The sequence below is a fragment of the Flavobacterium profundi genome, assembly GCF_006491645.1.
In the GTDB taxonomy this organism is placed as follows: domain Bacteria; phylum Bacteroidota; class Bacteroidia; order Flavobacteriales; family Flavobacteriaceae; genus Flavobacterium; species Flavobacterium profundi.
This window is the reverse complement of the sequence record NZ_VDCZ01000004.1, coordinates 109,107-131,281: the sequence shown is the minus strand read 5'-3', so window position 1 is coordinate 131,281 and position 22,175 is coordinate 109,107. Positions and strand designations below refer to the sequence as shown.

The window sequence follows — 22,175 nt, the reverse complement described above, 5'->3', positions numbered from 1 at the left end:
GTAATAAAATTTTTGAATTACTTTTATAAAATATCTATTATGAAGAGCCTTAAACTAATTGCTCTTATAGCTTGCTCAACTTTACTATTCACGAGTTGTAAAAAAGAAGAAACTGCTACAACTGAAAATAAATCAACTACTATTGCCACAGAAAACTTAGCTACTGCCTCTTTTACGATTGATGGCATGACATGTCCAGAAGGATGTGCAAAAGTTATCGAAAACAAATTAGCAGGTCTTGATGGTGTAAGCGAAGCAAAAGTTGATTTTGACAACAAAACAGCTACAGTAACTTTTGATGATCAAAAACAAACACCTGAATCTTTAAGAGAAACTGTTGAAAAAGTGGGTAATGGTGAGCTTTACAAAGTTTCGAATGTAAAATCTTCAAAAGACAAAGCTTTTTATTCAGTGAAAGAGAAAGAGAAGAAAAAAAAGAAAAAATCTAAAAAAGCAGACAGTTCAACTTGCACTGAAAAAAAGGAAGGTGAAAAGAAATCTTGCTGTGCTGGAAAATTATCATGTGGTGAGAAAAAAGAAACTGGAACTTTGTAAGATCTAAAATAATTATAAAAAAAGAGCGAATAACAATTCGCTCTTTTTTATTTCCATTCGATAGTTTCCATAATCTTACGAATATCATTTTTTACATAATCCGCAGCAGGTAATATGGAATCAAAATTAGGCTTTGCATAAAAATACAAACTGCCTACTATAAAATTCTTAGTACTATCGGTAACATAAAACTGAGCATTGGTAGCCGCATTCCCTCCTACTTCATAAAACATTCCATATACCTTTTTCTTCGTATTAATAAAAGGTTGCTCTAAAATATCATCCGCTTTTATAACATGATCATAGGTTAGTTTTTGAGCATCACGCAGTAAATCATCAATATTATCATTTACCGGTTTATAAGTAATATATACGGTAGCTTTCATTTTAGGATAATGCAATTCAAACGAACACATTTCCTTAGATTTTATTTTGACTACATCATTAATATCAAAAGAAAACGGACAACTTCCTGCTAAAAAACCATAATTTGCTTCTGGGTAATCTAAACGCAATTGACCTTTAGGCTTTGGAACCGTTTCATCTCCACAGGATACCAATAAAAAAGAAAACAACAATATAACAATCCAATTTTTCATCTCTAATTTATAGTAACTTTTATTTGCTTAATTCTTCTTTTATCAACGTTTTCTATTGTAAAAACATAAGAATTAAAGTTTATTTTCTGACTCTTTTTTGGAAAATTTCCAGATATTTCTAAAAGGAATCCTGCGAGCGTTTCAGCTTCACCTTTCTTCTCTTCAAATTCAACTCCATTAACATCAATAATTCTATAAAAATCTTTCAAACTAATTTTCCCTTCAAAAAGATAGGTTTTATCATCTATTTGAGAATAAATAATATTTTCATCATCAAATTCATCACTAATGTCTCCTACAATCTCTTCTAAAATATCTTCCAATGACACTAACCCCGAAGTTCCACCATATTCATCTACCACAATAGCCAAATGATTTTTCATCCCTTGAAACTCTTTCAACAAATTATCTAGCTTTTTATTTTCTGGTATAAAAAAGGGAGCACGTATTAGTGTTTGCCATTCAAAATCCTTTTCATCGATGTAAGGAATCAAATCTTTAATAAATAAAACACCTTCTATTTGGTCAATATTTTCAGTATAAACTGGAATTCTTGAATAGCCTTTTTCGATTATTTTAGGCATTACATCAGAAAAAGACTCCTCTTTATCCAGTGCAAAAATATCAATTCTAGGGCTCATTACTTGGCGCACTTCTGTATTTCCAAAAGTAACAATCCCTTCTAAAATTTTTTGTTCCTCTTGTGTAGTTTCCGAATGATTGGTGAGTTCCAATGCTTGCGATAGCTGGTCTACTGAAAAACTCGTTTTTTGAACACTGAATTTTTTTTCCACATACAAAATGATATTTCGCATGGGAATCGTAATTGGCGTTAATACTTTATCTAAAATTGAAATAGGCAAATAAACCGTTTTGGAAAAACTAACATTATTTCTATTCGCATAAATTTTTGGTAAAACCTCACCAAATAATAAAATTAAAAAAGTAACCACGACTACTTCTAAAACAAAACGAAGCAAAGAAGAACTTATCGAATTGAAAATTTTTTCACTAATAGAAGAGAACAAGATAACTACAGCAATATTGATAAAATTATTGGCTACCAAGATTGTAGCTAATAATTTTTTAGGTTTTTCCAATAAACGCGTAATAATCGACCCTTTATTTCCATCTTCTTCAATTAAATCATCAAGATCTTTTTGTGAAAGCGAAAACAATGCAACTTCTGAACCTGAAATAAAGGCAGAGCAAAAAAGCAGAAAAAAAACAGCTATTAATCCTATTAGTAGCTCAAAATCTATGGTGTTTGTTAAACTGGAAGGATCTGGATCCAAAGTATACTATATTAATTAAACATTAAAAAGGTAAATCATCATTATGAGTTCCTAAGTTTGAATTGTCAAAATTAGTGTTTTTTGATGACTCAGAAACATCGTCTCTAAAATTTTGTTTGGTGGCTTCCGATTCTTTTTTGGTCGTTAAAAATGTAAATTCAGTTACTTGAATTTCAGTAGTGTATTTTGTACTACCATCTTCGGCTTGCCATTGTCGGGATTTAATTCGTCCTTCTATATAGATTTTGTCACCTTTTGATAAATATTTTTCACAAATTTCAGCTGCTTTATTTCGAACCACAATATTATGCCATTCTGTAGAGGTAATTTTTTCACCTGTGGTTTTATTAATGTATACTTCATTTGTGGCAAGTGGAAATCTTCCGATACAATTTCCTCCATCAAAATAATGCATTTTTATCTCATCTCCTAAATGACCTATTAAAAGTACTTTGTTTAAAGTTCCATTCATGGCGTATAATAATTTTATAAATCAAATATAGTGTTTTTTTTGAAGTTTTATAAATAATTTGCCGCTATAAAATTATGGATTACAATAGGCATTGGCAATTGCAACATCTTTTCCATTGAAATAGCATTCTCAATTTTGGTATTTAAACTTACTTCTATAAAATGAATATGAAGATGTTGATGAGACAATTTATGCAGCAACTCTTTTTCGTTTTTTAATATGATTTCTTTCGCTGGATACTGTTCTTGAATATGAGCCACAACCTCTTTTAAAAATGGTTTTTGATCGTATTCTAGTAACGTAAATTCGTATAAATTATGCCAAATTCCCTTTTCTTCTCTTTTTGACACCACAAAATGATTGGCTGCATCTCTAAGAACTAAATAATAAAAATAACGGTGTGCAATTTTTATCTTTTTAGATTTAACAGGTAAAACATCCACTTTCTTTTTTTGAAAGGCATAACAATTGTTTTGAAAAACGCATATCGAACAATTTGGACTCTTCGGTACACATTGCAAGGCTCCAAATTCCATAATCGCCTGATTAAAAAGAGCTGCGTTATCTATAGGTAAAAGTTCTTGTGCTAATTTTTGAAATTCTTTTTTGGTTTTTACTTCAGAAATATCCAATTCTAACCCATATATACGAGAAAGCACTCTAAAAACATTTCCATCAACTACAGCAACAGGTTCATTGTAAGCAAAAGATGCAATAGCGGCTGCAGTATATTCTCCTACTCCTTTTAAAGAAAGCAAATTATTATAATTATTTGGAAATTGACCTTCCAATTCTTGAACAATGTATTTTGCAGTAGCATGTAAGTTTCTTGCTCTAGAGTAGTACCCTAAACCTTGCCATAGTTTTAAAACGTCTTGTTCAGTTGCAAAAGCTAAATCTTGCACCGTTGGAAAATGTTGTAAAAAAGCATCATAATAGGGTTTCCCCTGCGCTACTCGCGTTTGTTGAAGGATAATTTCAGAGAGCCAAATAAAGTAAGGATTTGTGGTTTCTCTCCATGGCAAACTGCGTTTATTTTGTAAATACCAAGCAATTAAGGTCTTAGAAAAATTCATTTTTATATATTGGGTAACAAAAATAAAAATATTAAGGCTTAAAAATTAATTAATTATGATTGATTTATTATTTTTTTAATTCATATATTTGCAAACTCAAAAAAAGAACATAAAAATATTAATACGAAAGAAAATGACGAAAGCAGACATTGTAGCTAAAATTTCTGAAAAATTAGGTCTTGAAAAATCTGATGTTCAAGCAACTGTAGAGACTTTTATGGAAGAAGTAAAGAACTCATTAGAAACAGGTGATAATGTATATTTAAGAGGTTTTGGAAGCTTCATTATTAAAACTAGAGCTGAGAAAACTGGAAGAAACATTTCAAAAAACACTACGATTAAAATTCCTGCTCACAATATTCCAGCATTTAAACCTGCAAAAGTATTTGTTGAGAGCGTAAAAACGAAAACTGAAGTAGCAGTATAAATCATTTATTAATCTAAACCAACAACGTTATGCCAAGTGGTAAAAAGAGAAAAAGACATAAGGTAGCGACTCACAAACGTAAAAAAAGAGCGAGAGCTAACCGTCACAAAAAGAAAAAGTAGTTTAAACTACTTTTTCTTTTTTTAAAAGTTCTTTGAAATTAATCAGTAAGCTACTGATTATCGGGTAAAATACCTGTAAAATATTGTTTAATCCATCTGTAAATAAGTTAGATGTTACAAGTTAGAAGTTTTACTTAGAACACAACAGAAAACACTTACAGATAAAAATGTACAGCGTGAACAAAGAGTTAATTATTAGATCGGGTTCAGAAGCAGTAGATTTTGCCTTATTAAAAGATGGAAAACTAATAGAATTACACAAAGAAGAAGAAAAAGGGACTAATTTCAGTGTAGGTGATATTTTTATTGCCAAAATCAGAAAACCAGTTGCTGGTTTAAATGCAGCATTTGTTAATTTAGGTTATGAAAAGGATGCTTTTTTACACTATCATGATTTAGGCCCAAACCTACCTTCTTTGATGAAATTTATTAAACTTGTAAGCGCAGGTAAACTAAAAGATTATTCACTCAAAAATTTTCCTTTTGAAGCTGAAATCAATAAAGATGGCATGATTACTGATATTCTCAGTGCCAATCAATCGGTTTTAGTTCAGGTTGTTAAAGAACCTATCTCTACTAAAGGTCCTAGAATAAGTTCTGAGATTTCTTTAGCAGGTAGATATGTTGTTTTAGTTCCTTTTTCAGACAGGGTGTCCATTTCTCAAAAAATAGATTCTAAAGAAGAAAAAGACCGATTAAAAAGACTGGTTCAATCGATTCGACCAAAAGGTTTTGGGGTTATTGTAAGAACAGTAGCCGAAGGCAAAAAAGTAGCTGAATTGGACAGAGACCTACAACTGTTATTAGACAGATGGTCTGCCATGTGTAAAAGGCTACAAACCGCTCATCATCCTTCAAAAGTACTAGGAGAATTAAACAAAGCTTCTTCTATACTAAGAGATGTATTTAATGACACTTTTACTAGTATTCATATTGATGATGAAGAATTATACATTCAAACGAAGGACTATTTGCAAGAAATAGCTCCTGATAAAGTGTCTATCGTAAAACACTATCAATCGAAAGATCTTCCTCTTTTTGAGAAATATCATATAGAAAGACAAATTAAGACTTCCTTTGGAAAAACCGTTTCCATGAGCAAAGGAGCGTATCTTATAATTGAACATACAGAAGCCTTACACGTAATTGATGTAAATAGCGGTAATCGTTCCAACAAGGCTTTAAGCCAAGAAGATACCGCTTTAGAAGTAAACATGATTGCAGCTGCAGAAATAGCAAGACAATTACGTTTACGAGATATGGGCGGAATTATAGTGGTCGATTTTATTGATATGCAAAACGCAGAGAATAGAAAACAACTCTATGATTTCTTAAGAGAAGAAATGAGTGACGATAAGGCCAAGCATAAAATCTTGCCTCCTAGTAAGTTTGGACTAATTCAAATTACTAGACAACGTGTTAGACCAGAAGTTAATATTAAAACGAGAGAAGAAGACCCAAATGAAAATGGGGAAATTGAAGCTCCTATCTTAATTATTGACAAAATAACGGCTGACCTAGAAAGAATTATTAAAGTCCATAAAAAGGTAGTATTAAATGCTCATCCTTTTGTGGCAGCTTACCTTGAAAAAGGTTTTCCATCAATACGTTCAAAATGGTTTTTTGAACATAAAAAATGGGTGAAAATCATACCACGTGACGCTTACACGTATCTTGAATACCATTTCTTTGATAAACAAGGAAATCAAATTAAATAAATACAAAACCGCCTTCCAATCGATTGGCGGTTTTTTTATGTCAATTTTTTTGTGACCTATCTTTACCTATTTTGCTTGTTTCATTGAAATGCATTGGTTAACAAATAAAAAAATAAAAACCGCTACTTTACTAAAATAGCGGTCTTTCATTTAAAAAACTATAAAAAACAACATTACTGTTTTACAAATTTCTTCACTCCAAATTCATTTTCAAACGGTATCACTTTAATAAGATATAATCCATTTTGTAAAGATGTTACATCCACTTCATTTCCATTTGCTTTTAATATTAATTTTCCTTCCAAAGTATATACTTCTAGTGCATTTATTTTTTGTGAACTTGAAACATGCAAAATACTTGTTGCTGGGTTTGGATAAATTTGAAAATTGGTAAACTCTTGAAAAGCTGTCGAACTTAAAACCGAAGAACCAAACTCATACACTCCTCTATCCACAACTGTATTGAAAATTCTTTGGTTTCCTAATAAATCTGTCGTACCAATTACATTCGCATTATCTCCAGAATCTATAGCAGGTGACCCCAAACTTAAAGTATAATCTCCACCAGCTAAATCGGTAAATAAAGGATCCGAACTATTATTATTTGCAGATGTTCCCGAAAGAGTAATTCCTGTAAAATTAGTTTCGTCTGTTGAATTAATAACAGTTGCTGAAGAAATGCCACTTTCAATAAAGCCTCCAATAGGTCTTGCTGTAGCACCAGAAGCTGCTTTGTTATTCCAAAACAAACAGTTGGAAAGTGTAGCCGTATGGTTTGAATTGGTATTTTTGGTTAAAGCCAAAGTTACACGGTTCAAGTTATTCATTGCTGCATTGGCTCCATCATCTACATTATCCACAAAAGTACAATTCGAAATAGTCGTTACAATATTAGACCCTGACCCATAAGAACGTAACCACATAGAACTTCCGGCAAATCCATTAGTTGCACTACTGGTGTTTGTAGCCTTATTTTTACTAAATAACGTATTTGAAACAGTATAACTTATTAGTGCTGTACTAAGATTAGCAGAATAAATGGCAGCACCAATAGCTGATAAATTCTCAGAAAACTCACAATTACTAATTACCATACTACCCGTTCCTCCAAAAACATTATAACCTCCAGCAATAGCACCTGAAGCTTCGGTAGCAATATTTTTAGTCAGTTTACAATTGTTTAGCGTTATGTTTCTAATACTAGCATTTTTATTGATTCCGCCACCATATCTCGTTTCAGTTGCTCCTGATGTTGCATTAGCATGTCCAGCTGTAATTGTTAGTCCGTCCAATAATGGGTTTTCACCAATTAATGACACTACTGTATAACTATTATCTGAACGAGTGGAATTAACAAAAGAAACGGTTGCATCATCATTCCCTAATAAATCTCCAGATAAAATTGTTTCATTTGAACCTACAACGCGATCAGAAAGCTGCGTTTCATTACCAGCAAATCCTCCATATAATTTTAAATTTGTTGCCGTTAATGTAAACGATGCATTTCTATCAGAAGCACTTGGAGTGTAAGTACCTGAAGCAATCCATATTTCTTCATTGTTTTGAGCAACAGCTAAAGCATCATTTAAATTAGTATACGCATTTGCCCATGAAATACCATTATTATTACCACTAGCATTTGCATCTACATAAATATACCCTATGGCTCTTAAAGTTCTAAAGGTTATAGGGAGCGACCAGCCTGTTGTATTATTTGAACATTGTTCCCTAACATATACATCATAATCCGTAAAAACATCTAATCCATTTAGCACCGTTGAACCTGAAGTAATTCCAGTAACAGTTACCGCATTTGAAAAGGGTTCTGTAGATTTATGATACGCAATATCATACGTTCCTCCTCCAGAAATTGTAATAGTTGCACCTGTATCGGTAATTGAGGTTGCCGCTACTACAGAAGATTGCGGAGCAAAACAAAAATTATTATACGTAATAATATCTGTTACTTCAGCAGGTGTTAATATTCGATTGTAAATTAGAATATCATCAATTACATCAAAATATCTATTATTAGCAGGCAAAGAATTATTTCGGTTATTACCAATAGTAATATTTCCTGAAGTATCATGTGATTGCAGCAAACTTAAAGAACCATTAGCTGTCGATTGACTATTACCTCCATTACCCGAACTCACACCATCAATGTAAATCGTTAAATTGTTACTTAATGTATAAGTACAACAGCCTCCAAAACTATCGGTTCTAGATAAAAAAACAGTAACATGATGCCAATTACCATCACTAATAAATGTATTGGTTAAAACACCGCCACTACGGTAAGACAAAGCCCCGCTATATTGCACTCCTAAAGTAGCACCAATTTTTCCATTTTGTAGATAAATATAATACCCTGCCCAATTTGAAGTTGAAAAATCGGGTCTGTTACTATCGTCTATTATTATTCTTGCATCAGCATCATTTGTTGTGGTTTTAACCCAAAAACTAATAGTAATATATTCTCCAAGATTACTTACAGTAGGAAAATCAATATCTGGACGTGTTAAACAATCTGTATTTAGGGTTACTGCACTCGTAGGAGGTGTTTCAAATCGATCATTAATCTCTACAATTGAAGTTCCTGTTTGCGTGAGATTAACACCATTGGCTCCATCAATTAAAAGGTTTCCATTATCAAAACCATATTGTGCTACTAAACCATTAGTAGGAAACTGAGCCTGCACAAAAAGCCCCGAAAGTAGCAGTAAAGAAAGTAAAATTGCTCTCATAATAAAATATTTTATAGTTTATAAGAGCAAAATTGCAGATAAAAAGAAGTACTTATAAAATGACTTTCTGAAACAGGACTTTGACTTGCTAAAGCAATTAACCTATATTTTGAACAATGGTTAAGAATTCTTCTTTTTTATCATTTGCAATAGATACAGTAGTCTCGTTATCCATAATGATATAACCTCCATCTTTTTTAATATATTCTTTTATATACTTAAGATTAATCAAATAAGATCGATGTGGTTTATAAAAATTAGATTGATTTTCTAAAACTTCTACAAAATGTCGCAAAGGTTTGCAAACCAATAATTCCGTTTCTTTAATAGTGGTTACTTTGGTATACATACCATCGGCTTCAAATAAAATAATATCCTCAAAGTTGACAAATTTAAAACCATCTGCGAAAGGCAATCCAATTTTATTAAAATTAGCTGATTTTAAGCTTTTTCTCAACTCCTCTAATTTTGTACTTATCTCCGATTTTCCAATCTGATGAATGGCTTTTTCTATAGCTTCTTTCACCGTTTCAGCCCTAAGAGGTTTCAACAAATAATCGATAGCTGTGAGCTGAAAAGCTTTAATAGCATACTCACTGTAAGCTGTTGTAAAAATGATTTCAAAATTTAATTCTTCCTTATTTACAAAATCCAAAATCTCTAAGCCAGAATGTTGTGGCATTTCAATATCTAAAAAAACTATTTGTGGTCTTTCTTCTTTAATAAGCTTTACACCAGACAATAAATCTTCCGCTTGAAAAATCGTTTCAATTTTTGTAGTACTTTCTTGAATTAAAATTTCCAAAAGATTCCTTGCTTTTGGTTCGTCATCTATAATTATGGCTTTCATAAGCTAACTTTATTTAATAATTGGTATTAAAAGAGTAACCTTCGTTCCTTGAATTTCATTATTTTCATCCAAAACATCTTCTATAGTTACTCCAATTTTTTTCTCTTTCCCAAAATTTAATAATTCCAGTCTGTTTTGATTGGCTTGTGTAGCAAAAGAAAGGTGCTTTTTAGGTCTTAATTGAGCGGCTTTTTCTCTACCAATGCCATTATCCTCTACAACGCATTGTAGCATTTGTTCTTCAAACAACATCCTGAACGACACACGTAATTTTCGATTCTGTTTTTTGTGCAATAACCCATGTTTGATAGCATTTTCGACATAGGGTTGAATAAGCATTGTAGGTATTCTAATTTCTTCATTTACATCGCCAATTACAACAACATAACTGAATTTTTCTTCGAATCGTAATTTTTCAAGCTCTAAATAAATGTTCAAACACTCAATCTCTTCTTTTAAAGAAATATATCCTTTAGAACTATGATTCAAATAGGCTCGAATTAAATCGGCAAATTTTGACAAATAAGAACTTGCTAAATGTTTTTGATTTAAGATAATATATTCTTGTATCGAATTTAAAGCATTAAAAATAAAATGTGGATTCATTTGTGATTTTAAGTTTTCTAACTTTAAAACTGCCAATTCGCTTTCGAATTTTGCATTTCGCAAAGCCAACTCCTTTTCTTTCTCTTGAATTGCCAATTTATTTCTATAAAACACAATGATAATTCCGAAAATAAACAAAAAAACAAGCAACACAAACCACCATCTTTTCCAATAAGGTAAGTTAATTTGAAAGCTGATTTTTTTAGACATAAAATGCTTTTGATTGCCATTTATTGCCCTAATTTCAAAAACATAGGAATTGGAAGGAAGACTATTAAAATGAATAAAATTGATGTTTTTTTCAACAGGCACCCATTGGTCACTTAAGCCTAATAATCGGTATTCGTATTGTAATTCTTCATCGGGAAAATAACCATTGGTATGAAAACTAATTTTAATTCGATTACTATCATAGGGCAAATTATAATTCTCTTGAACCGAAGTCTCTTTTTCATTAATCGTTACCGATTTAAAATAGATTTCTTTTGGATAATAGGTCTTCGGATGGATTTTCTTTTCGATTTCAAAAATAGCTTCTTGACTCACTAACCAAATGTTTTCATTATTAACAATCAAACCTTTTGCATTTCCTATATTTGCAGCATCATTTAATAAAGACGGCTTAAATTCTTTGGAAGGAGCATCAAATAGTTGAATTCCTTTATCGGTCACAATCCAAATCGCATTCTTATCTGATTTTAACTCTTGAATCACTACCGATTTCAATCCATTACTCGTATCTATTTTATGAATAAACTTACCGTCTTTATAACCTAATATTCCTTCAGAAAAAGTTGCTATCCAAATCACGCCATCTGAGGTGGCACAGATTTCTTTAGCAGTAATGCTTTTGGTGTTATATGTTAACACTTTTGCATTCATAACACTATCATAAACAATAAGATTGTCTACATAAGAAACATATATTTTTTTATTGTTTTCATCATAAAAAGAACGATAAGCTCTGCTAAAATTTAATTTTTTTTGTTCCCTTATTTTGTTATTATTTAAATAAAACACAGTTGCTCTGTCAAAACCAGAGTAAACAATTCCATTCGAATCGCCTATTTGTTGTAAATCTTTTGCATTATGCAAATAATCGAGTGTTACGATTTTTTTAGTTTGTAAAGCATAACTATAAAAACCACCTTCAGTACTTATTAAAAGTGTGTTTTGATTTTTTAAAAATAATAGAGCGGCAATTTTTCTCTTTTTTTCAATCGTAACTTTTTCTTTTTTACTCTCTTTCAAGTCTATAAAAAAGACATTGCCTTTGGTAGTACCAATAACAATTTGAGTGGGTGCAATTTTTTCTACTGTTGAAATCGCTTCACCGTCAACAACATTTTCATAGGATTTAATTTGTAAACTAGGCACTATAAAAACACCATTATTTAAAGTTGAAATCCAAACTGTTCCATTTTTATCTAGAATATTTTTAGTAATAAAATCATTCTTAAAAAAAATATTTTTTAAATGGGTTCTGTCGTTATCAATATCAATAATTAGTATTCCATTTGAAGTACAAAACCACACCTCTTCCTTATTTTCTGAAATAGTAACAATTCTATTATTTTGTAACTCTTTTGGAAAAGTAATAGCTTCTAAATGATCTTCAACAATTTCAAAAAAATAATTTTTATTTTGGAGGTTATCATAAAGCAAGAGATAGGGTTTGCTTTTAAAATTGAAAAATTTGGGAAAGATATTACTCCCAAAAAAAGGCAAACTCACTTTCTTTTTTGCTACAACATTGGATTTTGAAATTGTAAAAACCTTATCATCTGCTGTAAAATAAATAGCTTCTTCGAATAAAAATGGAGCTCTTATAGTAGGATATTTTGAAGCAACAGGTAAGGCAATTTTTTGACGTAGTTTCGTATTCAAATCCACTGAAAAAATAATAGAATTCGAAAAAATAAACAACGTATTCTCTAGAAAAAAAAACTCCGATAATTCTCCTTTTAATTCGTTTTTTAAATCTAAAAAGAGTACCAATCTATTGTCTTTTACATAAAAAAACTGACCGGATATATTATTACACCAAAGCTTACCTTTTCTATCTAATTTTAAACCAAAAACAGAAAGACCTCTTTTATCTACATGATGATACGATGCATATTCTTTTCCATCAAACCGATACAAACCTTTGTCTGCAGCAAGCCAAACAAAACCTTCATTATCTTCTAAAATATCGTAAAACTCAACATCTGGCAAGCCCTCTTTCTCACTCAATTTAATAGCAATAGGATCTTGTGCAAACAAAATGTTCACCACAAAATAAAACAAAAAGCTATATCTTACAATTGTTTTCAAGTAATCAAAAATAGCACTTTGATATGAAATTTTAGTGTGCTATTTCTGAAAAGGGCTTTTGGCTTTCTAAAATTAATCTTTCTCTATGGCAATTTTTCTTTTTATTTCGTTACCATACTCATCCACAACTGTAATAATATGAGTTCCAGTAGATGCAATTACCTGTTTTTCATGAAACGTCTTTGTAGTTCCTAAAAAAGTATCATTCAAGTACCAAAATAGTTCCGTATCAGGATTCGAATGTGCTACTTTTAAAATTACGGGTTGCGTTTTCCCTTCAAAATTTTTGGTTAGAATAATTTTACTATTCGGATTTGGGTATATAAAATCCATTTTCTTATCCATTGACGCCTCAACGCAATCTGGTCGAAATGGAGGAAGTGAAACATAATTTGCATGCTTGCTTTTGTAATACCACTCTATAACTGGCGGCAAAACAAACCAAGATTTCGCTAGTATAGCGTCTACATTTTCACAAGAACTATTTACTCGAAATTGCTCGGTGCTATCTAAATGAATTAATTTATGATACGGACAATTCTCGGTTTTTTTTTCATTCTTTGGAATCCATTGTAGCTGAGCATTACAATTTTCTTGTGCCAAATAACCTGATTGCTTGCATACTTTTTTCTCTTCTAAATCATTATAAGGTATGGTAAACCAATTCGCTTTAGGAAACAAACGAAACACATCAAACAAAATAGGTGCAGCACTTTCCACTCCTGTTAAAAGCGGCCGTCCTTCACCAGTCGCATTTCCTACCCAAACCCCTACTACATAATCTTGAGTAACTCCAACAGCCCAAGCATCTCTTCCTCCAAAACTTGTTCCTGTTTTCCAAGCTAAATCAATAGAAGAGTCATAAAATCGCCAAGCTTCATCACCTTGAGGGCGATTCACTTCTTTCATAGCATTAAAAGTATGCCAAATTGCTCCAGCGCTAAAAACGTTTTTTTGTCTTTTTGAAGCTCCAAAATCGATTTTTACAGCACTGTTGTAATTCAAATTAGCCAACTCATTTATTCGAAATTCATCTTGAGTTTTAGTGTAATGAGTAAGTGTACTCGACATATAAGCATACGAACGGCATAAATCCCAAAGATTCGTTTCAGCCCCTCCTAAAATTAAAGAAAGTCCGTAATTAGAAGGATGCCGATTGACATCTCGTAATTTCAATTTTTGCAATTGCTCATAAAATTTCGTTACCGAATATTGTTGCAACATCAAAACAGCCGGAATATTTAAAGAACGAGCTAAAGCTCTGTTTGCAGCTACCGCTCCATCATAAGACAAATCATAATTTTGAGGTGTATATCCCGAAATTTGAGTTGGAACATCAGGAATTAATGTTCGTGGTAAAATCTCTCCTTCATCTAGCATGGAAGCATATAAAAAGGGTTTCAGAATACTTCCAGTGCTTCTTGGAGCTTCAATAATATCGACATCTTTTTGATGGGCAACGTCTGTGGGGCTATTACCAACATAAGAAATAATATTTCTTGTTTTTACATCCACCACTAAAACAGCGATATTAAATACTTGATTTTGTCTATATAAATTATAATATTGATTCACAATATCATTTACCCGTTCTTGAACACCAAGTTGGATTGTCGTTTTTAGCTTTTTACCGTGATGTTCTTTCGCAATTTTTTGCAATAGATGGGGTGCAATTTGAGGAACCGCAAAAGGTTTTTGAGGCAATTCTTCTAACAAAGACAACTCATAGGTTTCCTGATCGATGGTTTTATTTTCGACTAATTTTTTTAATAGCCGATTTCTTTTTAGTAATAGTTTTTGTTGATTTTTTCCAGGATAAATTAAACTTGGTGCATTTGGCAATACGGCTAAAGTAGCTGCTTCTGCCCAAGATAACTGATGGGGTTGCAACCCAAAATACCGCCATGAAGCCATTTCTAAACCTACTACATTACTTCCGAAAGGAGCATGAGCAGCATATAGTTGCAAAATCTTATCTTTAGAATGGCGAAACTCTAAACGGGTTGCTAAAATGACTTCCACAAATTTTTCAAAATACGATCTTTTTTTACCGTCTCTATGCAAACGGATGACCTGTTGTGTTAAAGTACTTCCTCCTCTAACTACCTTATTGGCTTTTCGGTTTTCTTTAAAAGCATGGTACATGGAAATGGGATTAAACCCAAAATGACTATAAAAATGCTGGTCTTCAAAAGCAACAATACAAGCTTTAAATTTAGTGGGAACACTATCACTTTCAGGAAATCGCCATTGACCATCATCTGCTATTTTTGCACCTATAAATTGACCTTCTTCACTTTCTATAACGGTCGTGTAGTTTGCATCAAAGAGGACTTTGGGTAAACAAAAATAATAAACAACCATAAGAAGTATTCCTATGGTTGTTTTAAAGGGATTTTTTTTAAGAAACCGAATTGGTTTTTGTATTATTCTTTTACGATATTGATCCACTGTCCTTTGTTTCTCACAATATAATTATCATCATACATCGCTTCACACTGAATTCCAGGCAAATAGTATGTTCCTAAGAAAGAAGCATTTAATAAAACGGTAAACGTTTTAGATTCATTTATACCTAAATTAAAATAGAAATTGGTTCTATCATCTCTAATATCGATGTAATCCGCTTTATTTTCTGTTTCACTACCAAAGTCAGTATAGCGAGAATTCATGATCTCGAATCCAGAAGGCACAATTTGCGTTAAAGCAATGTTATTTACTCTTTCTGAACTATTATTTCTAATGGTAACCTGACCTATAATTTCTGTTCCTTGCTCAATTGCGTTAAAATTAATAGCTCCACCAGCTTTATTTCTGTAAGAAACTACTGCTGTTAAGTTCTTTTGAATTTCCTTCTCTTCTCCAATAGGTAGCACGCCACTATTTAAAACCCTTACATACACCGTACCATTATTGTTGTTCTTAACCGAAACACTATATTTCCCTTTATTTACTAAAAGAGCTTTATCAATAACTGATTTTTGTGTCGCTAAATTTTCAGATTTTCCACCAAAATTAATCCCTACATTCACTCCTTTTTCACCATTTTTTACTGCAAATTTAGACATAGCATAAAGCGAATAAGCCGTTGTTTGGGTACTCATATATTGGTTAGACGAAAGATTTTTAGCTAATATATTGGCTAATTCAAAAGCTTTTGTCTTATTATCCATTAACAGATAGGTCTCTAACAACATGGCTCTACTTCTATCTTCTGAACCATAATAGTAATAATAACTTCTCGGATTATACTCGAAAGCGCCTATAGATGCAATTAGTTTTTGAGCCGCTGCTTTTTGACCTACAATTGCATAACAGGCTGCTAAACGTAATTTAGATTCATCAGAAATTCCAACTGTTTCTCTTAATCTATTCATAGAACCTAAATCGGCTGAACCTGCTAAAGCTAAAGTATATAAACGATAGGCTTGTGCAAAATCATTATAATAACTGGCATTGTATCTCCATTGTTTTGCTTGTCGTTGTTGATACGAAAGCCATTTTTGTTTGAAACCAGAAGGCAATACATATCCTTTTTTCTCCGCTTCAATCATAAAATGACCCGCATAAGAAGTACCCCAATCATCTGGTGTACCTTCACCTTGCCAATACGCTAAACCGCCATTCGAAACCTGAAATCTACCCAATCTTTGAATTCCCTGATTCACATTATATTGTATTTTTTGTTTGCGTACCTCATCTATAGCTACTACATCCGCTAAATACAATTGAGGAAATACACTTGATGTGGTTTGCTCTACACAACCATGCGGGTACTGAATCAGGTATTTCAATCTTCTATTAAAATCGATAGTTGGGAAAGATGAAATTTCAATTCTAGCATTGTTTGTACCTACCACTCCAAAAGTTTCCCAAGCGATTGATTTTGTAGTATTTGGTTCTAAAACCATATCAACAAAATCAGTACTTTCTGGGTTGGGATTAACAATATCTACTTCCACTGGAAAGGAGGCTTTTTCAGAACCCGAAGTTGCCACTACTTCAATCTTACCAATACCGGTTACGTCGCCAACTTCTAAGTTAAAGTACACCATTTTTTCATCAGGAGAACTAAAATTAACTTGTTGTTTTGCTGATTCTAAAATTCGAATTCCGTTATTCGTTTTCACTTGAACCGTCACGTTTTTCACATTCTTTTCCATCGCAAAAACGGTCACTGGTAAAGTGATTTTCTCATTAGGAGATATCTTTCTAGGTACAGAAGCTAAAACCATTAAAGGACTTCTAACTGGTGTTGTTTTTTCAGTACTACCATAAGCATTCGCAGTAATATCTCCAGCAACTACCATAGTACGAACAGATCCTACATAATTTGGCATTTCGAATGTATGCGATTTTGTTTCTCCTTTTTCCAATTTAAAAGGTCCCAAATAAATTACAACAGGTTTAAATCGGTTCGCTTTTTTAGCTTTTCCACCTCCTAAATCTTCGTCACCACCAATACTGAAAATTTGATTTATTTTTCCTCCATAAGCACCAATTACATCATCATAGACATCCCAAGTCTTCACTCCTAAAGCTTGTTTAGAATAGAATTTATCCCAAGCATTTGGTGTTTTAAATCGGGTTAAATCCAACAAACCTTCATCCACAATAGCAACAGTATAGGTCATTTGTTTTCCATTCTTTTCACTGATTTTCAAAGTTGCTTTTTGTTCAGGACGTAAAACATCTGGTAGCACTACTTGAGGTTCCAAAATGGTATTTTTATCTACGACTTCAATAGGAACAATTCCATACATACGAATTGGAGTATCGTTAGCTGTTGAAGCATGTGGTTTCAATAACGTAATATGAACATAAACATTAGGAGCCATTTCTGGAGTAACTGGGATTTCCATTTTAGTTTCTCCTTTTGTAGTGGTTGTCCATAACGTTTGTACCACTTTTGAACCGTTTTCAAGAGAAATTAAAGCTCTTCCACCTTCGCTTGAAGGAAAAGAAATCATCGCTTTTTCACCAACGGCATATTTTTCTTTGTCAGATGCAAAAACCAACATATTTGCTGTTGCTCCATCACCAGATTTTGTCTTTCCAGACCAATAAGGCCAATCTATCAGTTCTGTAGTACTTGTTGCATGACCGTCATTAGGATCTACCACACGAATTAAATATCTTCCCCAGTCTCCTTCTGGAACCAAGAATTGAAAACTTCCTTTTCCACTACTATTGGTTGAAATGGTAAAGTTCTTATAAGCTGTAGTTACAGTATCAGAATTGTAACGTGATAAATTATCGCTACCACTATTCCACCACCATCTCCATTCCACTTTATATACTCTAACTTCTAATTTTTTAACCGATTTAGGTTTACCATTTTCTGACAGTGTTACTACTTCAAAACGGTTCATTTTATCCGTTTCTAACATGCCGTATTTATTCGTTTCAGGACTTTTTAAACCCACATATGTTTCATAAGGAGAAAAACTTGCTGTAACTACGTCTGTACTAAAGTCTCCTCCATTCTCGTAAGCTTTGGTTTGCATTACAATTTTTAGTTTTCCAGGTGCTTGACTGGTAATTTCAGGTTTTAAAATAACGTTTGTTTTTCCATTTTCATCAATTTTTCCTGAAAACACATTAACATCTTCCGTATAAAAATCTCGCACTTCATCATCAAAATCATAATTGCTATACCCTTTAAAAGTAGTTTGCTCTTTCATAAATTTGGCCTGCATTTCCACTTTCAAATTTTTCGCAACTGCACCATGAAGCCAATTCACTTCCAAAGTTCCTTTATTAGGGCTATTCCCAAAAATTTGTGCATCAGCAAAACTATTTTTAATTTTTAATCGATTCGGCTTAATTGTTTCAATTTTAATGGATTTAAAGAAATTAGCCCCACCAACTGTTATTTTTGCTTCCCAATTCCCTGTAATATCAGTATCTTTGGTAACCACTTTAAATTTATAATGATTGTTTTCATTATATTTTTGTACCGCTTGATACGTTAATTTTCCTCTTGGGTCTGATAATTTAAATTTAATAGGATGTGATTTTTCCAATTTATTTTCATTATCATTTAGCATGAATGCAATATGCAAGGTGTCTCCTGGTCTCCAAACTCCTCTTTCACCATAAATATAGCCTTTAAGCCCTTTTTGTAAAGCTTCCCCATTTACTTCAAAATTACTGACAGATAACGATTGTCCTTCATCTAATTTTACGTAAGTGGTGTTATTATCTTTGGTTACTATAGCAAAATAAGCATATCTTTTCACTTCAGCTGTTGCTAAACCCTCTCCATTTGTCGTAACGGTAGCTAATTTTTGTTGTTGATAATCATATAAATCAACTGTAGCTCCAGAAACTGGATTTGTAGATAAGATATCGTTAACCGCAAACACATACGAACCATTTTCTCCTCTTTTAGCAATTACACCTAAATCTGTAGCCACAACATTGGTTGCAATACTATTTCTATAATAATATGAATTATCACAAGGATTTTCCCTTTCGTACCAATCATAATCATCGTAATAGTAATCGTCATAATAATACTCACTTGTACTTCTTACTTCACCATCATCTCTGGTTTCGTCTTCTTCCATAGGCTCTTCATCATCAGAAGAGGTACACTTGTACAAAGAATAGCTTTTATTAAATGTAATTTCAACGCGATAGATAGCACCTGGTTCAGGAGAAATAATTTTAGCTAAATCTAAAGCGTAAGCACCCCATTTACTATAATTCGTTAAATTGTTCGTTTTTAGAATTATTTTTTCTTTTGCAATCGGAGCAGCCACTTTTTGAAGGTTTCGGTTTCCGTTAATTTGATTATCCTGAAGAAATTGTAAAATGTTATTTTTAAAAATTTTATACACCTTCACATCAACAGCACTCAAGTTAACAGCCTCAAAATTGATTTTTAGATTATTGGAACTTGGTAAAATCGTTCCACTTTTTATAAAACGAACGGCAGGTTTAATTTGCTCAAAGGATACTTTTTGAGAAAAATTTTGCTTCATTTTATAGCCATCTTCACTTTGAATCCCTTGAAAAACTTCTACTAATAATTCCCCTTTTAAAGGTTCATTAAAAAATACTTTTAACAAATTTCCCGCAGTAGAAAATTTTAAATCTGTAGCAGACTCAACATCTACTAGACCATCAAAATCTTGACCTTTTTTTAGTGGATCAGAAAAATTCAACAACAAGACTTGATTGTTGTCTTCTTGCACTTCAGCATTAATGATTTTAAAGTTGTTTTTTCCGGGTATATCAAATTCTAAAGTTCCTTTTTGATCTATTCCTTCTTCTTTACCATTCCAATTAATTAGTATTTTACTGTCTTCCACAAAACGTTGAATACTATCAATGACAAATTTGAATTCTTTATCTGTACTCAATTCCTTATCAAATTTTACAGCAATTATTTTCCCATCTTGACTAACTTGTATTAGTTTTTTAGCTTTTTCCAATTCTAAGGCATCACTTGTACTTAAAACACCATTCAAATACATATAATCTTTACTATACGATTGCAAGTCTAATGTGGTAACAATAAAATCTTGTTTAATAGTTTTTATGGTAAAATTGAAGTTTTTTAATTCTTTAGAGACATCTTTTATCTCAGATAAGTGAAAACTAATTTGATATTCTTTATCGGATTCTAAATGCTCATTTGGAACAAAAGCAACCGTATTCGTAGAGAGTGCTATTACTTTTCCATCTACCTTAGGATTTATAGTAAACAAATCTGCATCTAATTGCTTGTTTGGTGACCAATCTGCATTATCAAATGCTAAAACAATTCTAATATCACTTTTAGCTGAAACAATACCCGAACTATAATTTAAAATATATTCTTTAAATAAGGAGGGATCAGAATTAAAATCTTTACTGTCTTTAGAACAAGACACCAATAGCGTTACAACCAAAAAAAGTTTCAGAAAGTGATTGATTTTCATAAATTTAAGTATTAAAGAAAGGATACGGAATTTTCGAATTTAAAGATAGTATTTTTTTTAATAAAAATCCGACAAAATTTAGCGTTTTAAACGAAAAAAAGCACGCATAAGAAGCGCACATTCTTTTTCTAACACTCCAGAAACAATGGCTGTTTTTGGATGCAATTGAGTTCTCATTTTTACAAAACCTCTATTTTCATCAGAAGCACCGTATACAATTTTAGAAATTTGACTCCAATACAAAGCTCCAGCACACATTTGACAAGGTTCTAAAGTAACATACAGCGTACAATCTTTTAAGTATTTTGCTCCTAAATAATTCGCAGCACTTGTAATGGCTTGCATTTCTGCATGTGCTGTAACATCATGCAGCAACTCTGTTAAATTATGTGTTCTTGCAATAATTTTATTATCGACTACAATTACGGCACCTACAGGTATTTCGCCCTTTTCGAAAGCAATTTCTGCTTCTAATAGCGCTTTTTTCATAAAATATTCGTCTGTAAAAATATTTTCCATTTGTCAAAATTACAATTTCTTTGGAACAATTCTTGATGTCACTTTCAAAAAGCTTTTAGTATGCAAAAATTAAACATTACTATTCCAAAACCTTGTCATAAAAATTGGGACAAAATGCTTCCCGATGAAAAAGGTAAATTTTGTCAATCTTGTGCAAAAATTGTATTTGATTTTACTAAAAGTAGTCCTGAAGAAATTACTACAGTATTTAAAAATAATAAAACAGAAAAAATTTGCGGTCGTTTTAGAACAAATCAATTAGAAAATCTAAAAATTGAAATTCCAGAAACAGTTTTATATAATCAAACATCCTTTCGAAAGATTTTTTTATTAGCGCTATTTATCGTAATGGGAACTACTTTATTTAGCTGTAAAACAGACAATAACAACTATCAAACTTTAGGAGAGGTGGTTATCGTGGAAGATACAATACATTTAAAAAACGACACGATACAACAAATCAACGAACAAAAGAAGGATAGTATCAAACACAAGAAATGCAATTTTTCAAATAAGGATAATCACATAAATGAACTAGATGCGATAGAACCTCCAACAATAACAGGCGATTTTACCATGGGAATACCCGCTTTACCCGATTATGAAACGTTACTTAAAAAAAACAAATCTTACTATGATTTAAATGAAGTGAGTAAAAAACCGATTTTTCAGAAAAATGACACCGATTTTTCACACTTTATTCAAAATAATATTACATTACCTGATAGTTTAAATAATAATGAAGTTGTTTTAAGCTCATTCATAGTTGACACCTTAGGCCTTATAAAAGATATTATCATTCTTAGAGGAAAAAACAGCGATTTAAATAATGAAATCATCAACGTTTTAAAACGCTCTCCAAAATGGAATCCTGGAGAAATTAACAATAAAAAAGTTAATGTTAAAATGTATTATCCCATTCGAATAAAACTACAATAAGTT

The 22,175-nt window shown here is 31.8% G+C and carries 14 protein-coding genes; 4 read left to right on the top strand and 10 right to left on the bottom strand.

Going from position 1 to position 22,175, the window contains the following annotated elements; translation table 11 throughout:
• Nucleotides 1–39 precede the first annotated feature (39 nt).
• Nucleotides 40–555, top strand: coding sequence for a heavy-metal-associated domain-containing protein (locus tag FHG05_RS07290; protein ID WP_140997360.1), 516 nt, complete (start codon nucleotides 40–42; stop codon nucleotides 553–555).
• Between the two features lie 47 nt (nucleotides 556–602).
• Here the strand turns inward: FHG05_RS07290 and gldD are convergent, their stop codons facing one another.
• Genes gldD through mutY form a run of 4 tightly spaced genes read right to left on the bottom strand, consistent with a single transcriptional unit; the run spans nucleotide 603 to nucleotide 3,997 of the window.
• The gene (gene gldD, locus FHG05_RS07285) at nucleotides 603–1,154 is read right to left on the bottom strand and encodes a gliding motility lipoprotein GldD (protein ID WP_140997359.1); all 552 of its coding nucleotides are present in this window, start codon (nucleotides 1,152–1,154) and stop codon (nucleotides 603–605) included.
• 2 nt (nucleotides 1,155–1,156) lie between these two features.
• Nucleotides 1,157–2,449: a gliding motility-associated protein GldE gene (locus FHG05_RS07280; protein ID WP_140997358.1), complete on the bottom strand. Its 1,293-nt coding sequence runs from the start codon at nucleotides 2,447–2,449 to the stop codon at nucleotides 1,157–1,159.
• Between the two features lie 22 nt (nucleotides 2,450–2,471).
• The gene (locus FHG05_RS07275) at nucleotides 2,472–2,921 is read right to left on the bottom strand and encodes a single-stranded DNA-binding protein (RefSeq protein WP_140997357.1); all 450 of its coding nucleotides are present in this window, start codon (nucleotides 2,919–2,921) and stop codon (nucleotides 2,472–2,474) included.
• 47 nt (nucleotides 2,922–2,968) lie between these two features.
• Entirely contained in the window at nucleotides 2,969–3,997 is a 1,029-nt protein-coding gene (gene mutY / locus FHG05_RS07270; protein ID WP_140997356.1) for an A/G-specific adenine glycosylase, read from the bottom strand.
• An 88-nt stretch (nucleotides 3,998–4,085) separates the two neighbouring features.
• On the opposite strand from mutY, the gene FHG05_RS07265 reads away from it, so the two are divergent.
• Together FHG05_RS07265 and FHG05_RS07260 are read left to right on the top strand one after the other, a co-directional pair.
• The gene (locus FHG05_RS07265; protein ID WP_256476717.1) at nucleotides 4,086–4,424 is read left to right on the top strand and encodes an HU family DNA-binding protein; all 339 of its coding nucleotides are present in this window, start codon (nucleotides 4,086–4,088) and stop codon (nucleotides 4,422–4,424) included.
• 289 nt (nucleotides 4,425–4,713) lie between these two features.
• On the top strand, nucleotides 4,714–6,264 hold the full coding sequence (locus FHG05_RS07260) for an Rne/Rng family ribonuclease (protein ID WP_157504197.1): 1,551 nt from the start codon (nucleotides 4,714–4,716) through the stop codon (nucleotides 6,262–6,264).
• A gap of 173 nt (nucleotides 6,265–6,437) precedes the next feature.
• Here FHG05_RS07260 and FHG05_RS07255 read toward each other — a convergent pair whose 3' ends face one another.
• The 6 genes from FHG05_RS07255 to FHG05_RS07230 form a co-directional block, all read right to left on the bottom strand.
• Entirely contained in the window at nucleotides 6,438–9,011 is a 2,574-nt protein-coding gene (locus FHG05_RS07255) for a LamG-like jellyroll fold domain-containing protein (RefSeq protein ID WP_140997353.1), read from the bottom strand.
• A 97-nt stretch (nucleotides 9,012–9,108) separates the two neighbouring features.
• Nucleotides 9,109–9,861 (bottom strand): LytR/AlgR family response regulator transcription factor, encoded by a 753-nt coding sequence (locus tag FHG05_RS07250; RefSeq protein ID WP_140997352.1) that lies wholly within the window; start codon nucleotides 9,859–9,861, stop codon nucleotides 9,109–9,111.
• A 9-nt stretch (nucleotides 9,862–9,870) separates the two neighbouring features.
• Nucleotides 9,871–12,783, bottom strand: a complete 2,913-nt coding sequence (locus FHG05_RS18700) for a histidine kinase (protein ID WP_140997351.1) — start codon at nucleotides 12,781–12,783, stop codon at nucleotides 9,871–9,873.
• A 72-nt stretch (nucleotides 12,784–12,855) separates the two neighbouring features.
• Nucleotides 12,856–15,147 (bottom strand): penicillin-binding protein 1C, encoded by a 2,292-nt coding sequence (gene pbpC, locus FHG05_RS07240; protein ID WP_140997350.1) that lies wholly within the window; start codon nucleotides 15,145–15,147, stop codon nucleotides 12,856–12,858.
• A 62-nt stretch (nucleotides 15,148–15,209) separates the two neighbouring features.
• On the bottom strand, nucleotides 15,210–20,714 hold the full coding sequence (locus FHG05_RS07235) for an alpha-2-macroglobulin family protein (RefSeq protein WP_140997349.1): 5,505 nt from the start codon (nucleotides 20,712–20,714) through the stop codon (nucleotides 15,210–15,212).
• Nucleotides 20,715–20,792: 78 nt separating this feature from the next.
• Nucleotides 20,793–21,233 (bottom strand): nucleoside deaminase, encoded by a 441-nt coding sequence (locus tag FHG05_RS07230; RefSeq protein ID WP_140997348.1) that lies wholly within the window; start codon nucleotides 21,231–21,233, stop codon nucleotides 20,793–20,795.
• Nucleotides 21,234–21,293: 60 nt separating this feature from the next.
• On the opposite strand from FHG05_RS07230, the gene FHG05_RS07225 reads away from it, so the two are divergent.
• Nucleotides 21,294–22,172 carry an energy transducer TonB gene (locus FHG05_RS07225; RefSeq protein ID WP_140997347.1) on the top strand — a complete coding sequence of 293 codons (879 nt, stop codon included), beginning with the start codon at nucleotides 21,294–21,296 and terminating at the stop codon, nucleotides 22,170–22,172.
• Nucleotides 22,173–22,175 lie beyond the last annotated feature (3 nt).

Coding starts and splice junctions, on each gene's coding strand:
- FHG05_RS07290 (WP_140997360.1), top strand. CDS start 40: ATGAAGAGCCTTAAACTAATTGCTCTTATAGCTTGCTCAACTTTACTA.
- gldD (WP_140997359.1), bottom strand. CDS start 1,154: ATGAAAAATTGGATTGTTATATTGTTGTTTTCTTTTTTATTGGTATCC.
- FHG05_RS07275 (WP_140997357.1), bottom strand. CDS start 2,921: ATGAATGGAACTTTAAACAAAGTACTTTTAATAGGTCATTTAGGAGAT.
- mutY (WP_140997356.1), bottom strand. CDS start 3,997: ATGAATTTTTCTAAGACCTTAATTGCTTGGTATTTACAAAATAAACGC.
- FHG05_RS07260 (WP_157504197.1), top strand. CDS start 4,714: ATGTACAGCGTGAACAAAGAGTTAATTATTAGATCGGGTTCAGAAGCA.
- FHG05_RS07255 (WP_140997353.1), bottom strand. CDS start 9,011: ATGAGAGCAATTTTACTTTCTTTACTGCTACTTTCGGGGCTTTTTGTG.
- FHG05_RS07250 (WP_140997352.1), bottom strand. CDS start 9,861: ATGAAAGCCATAATTATAGATGACGAACCAAAAGCAAGGAATCTTTTG.
- pbpC (WP_140997350.1), bottom strand. CDS start 15,147: ATGGTTGTTTATTATTTTTGTTTACCCAAAGTCCTCTTTGATGCAAAC.
- FHG05_RS07235 (WP_140997349.1), bottom strand. CDS start 20,714: ATGAAAATCAATCACTTTCTGAAACTTTTTTTGGTTGTAACGCTATTG.
- FHG05_RS07230 (WP_140997348.1), bottom strand. CDS start 21,233: ATGGAAAATATTTTTACAGACGAATATTTTATGAAAAAAGCGCTATTA.
- FHG05_RS07225 (WP_140997347.1), top strand. CDS start 21,294: ATGCAAAAATTAAACATTACTATTCCAAAACCTTGTCATAAAAATTGG.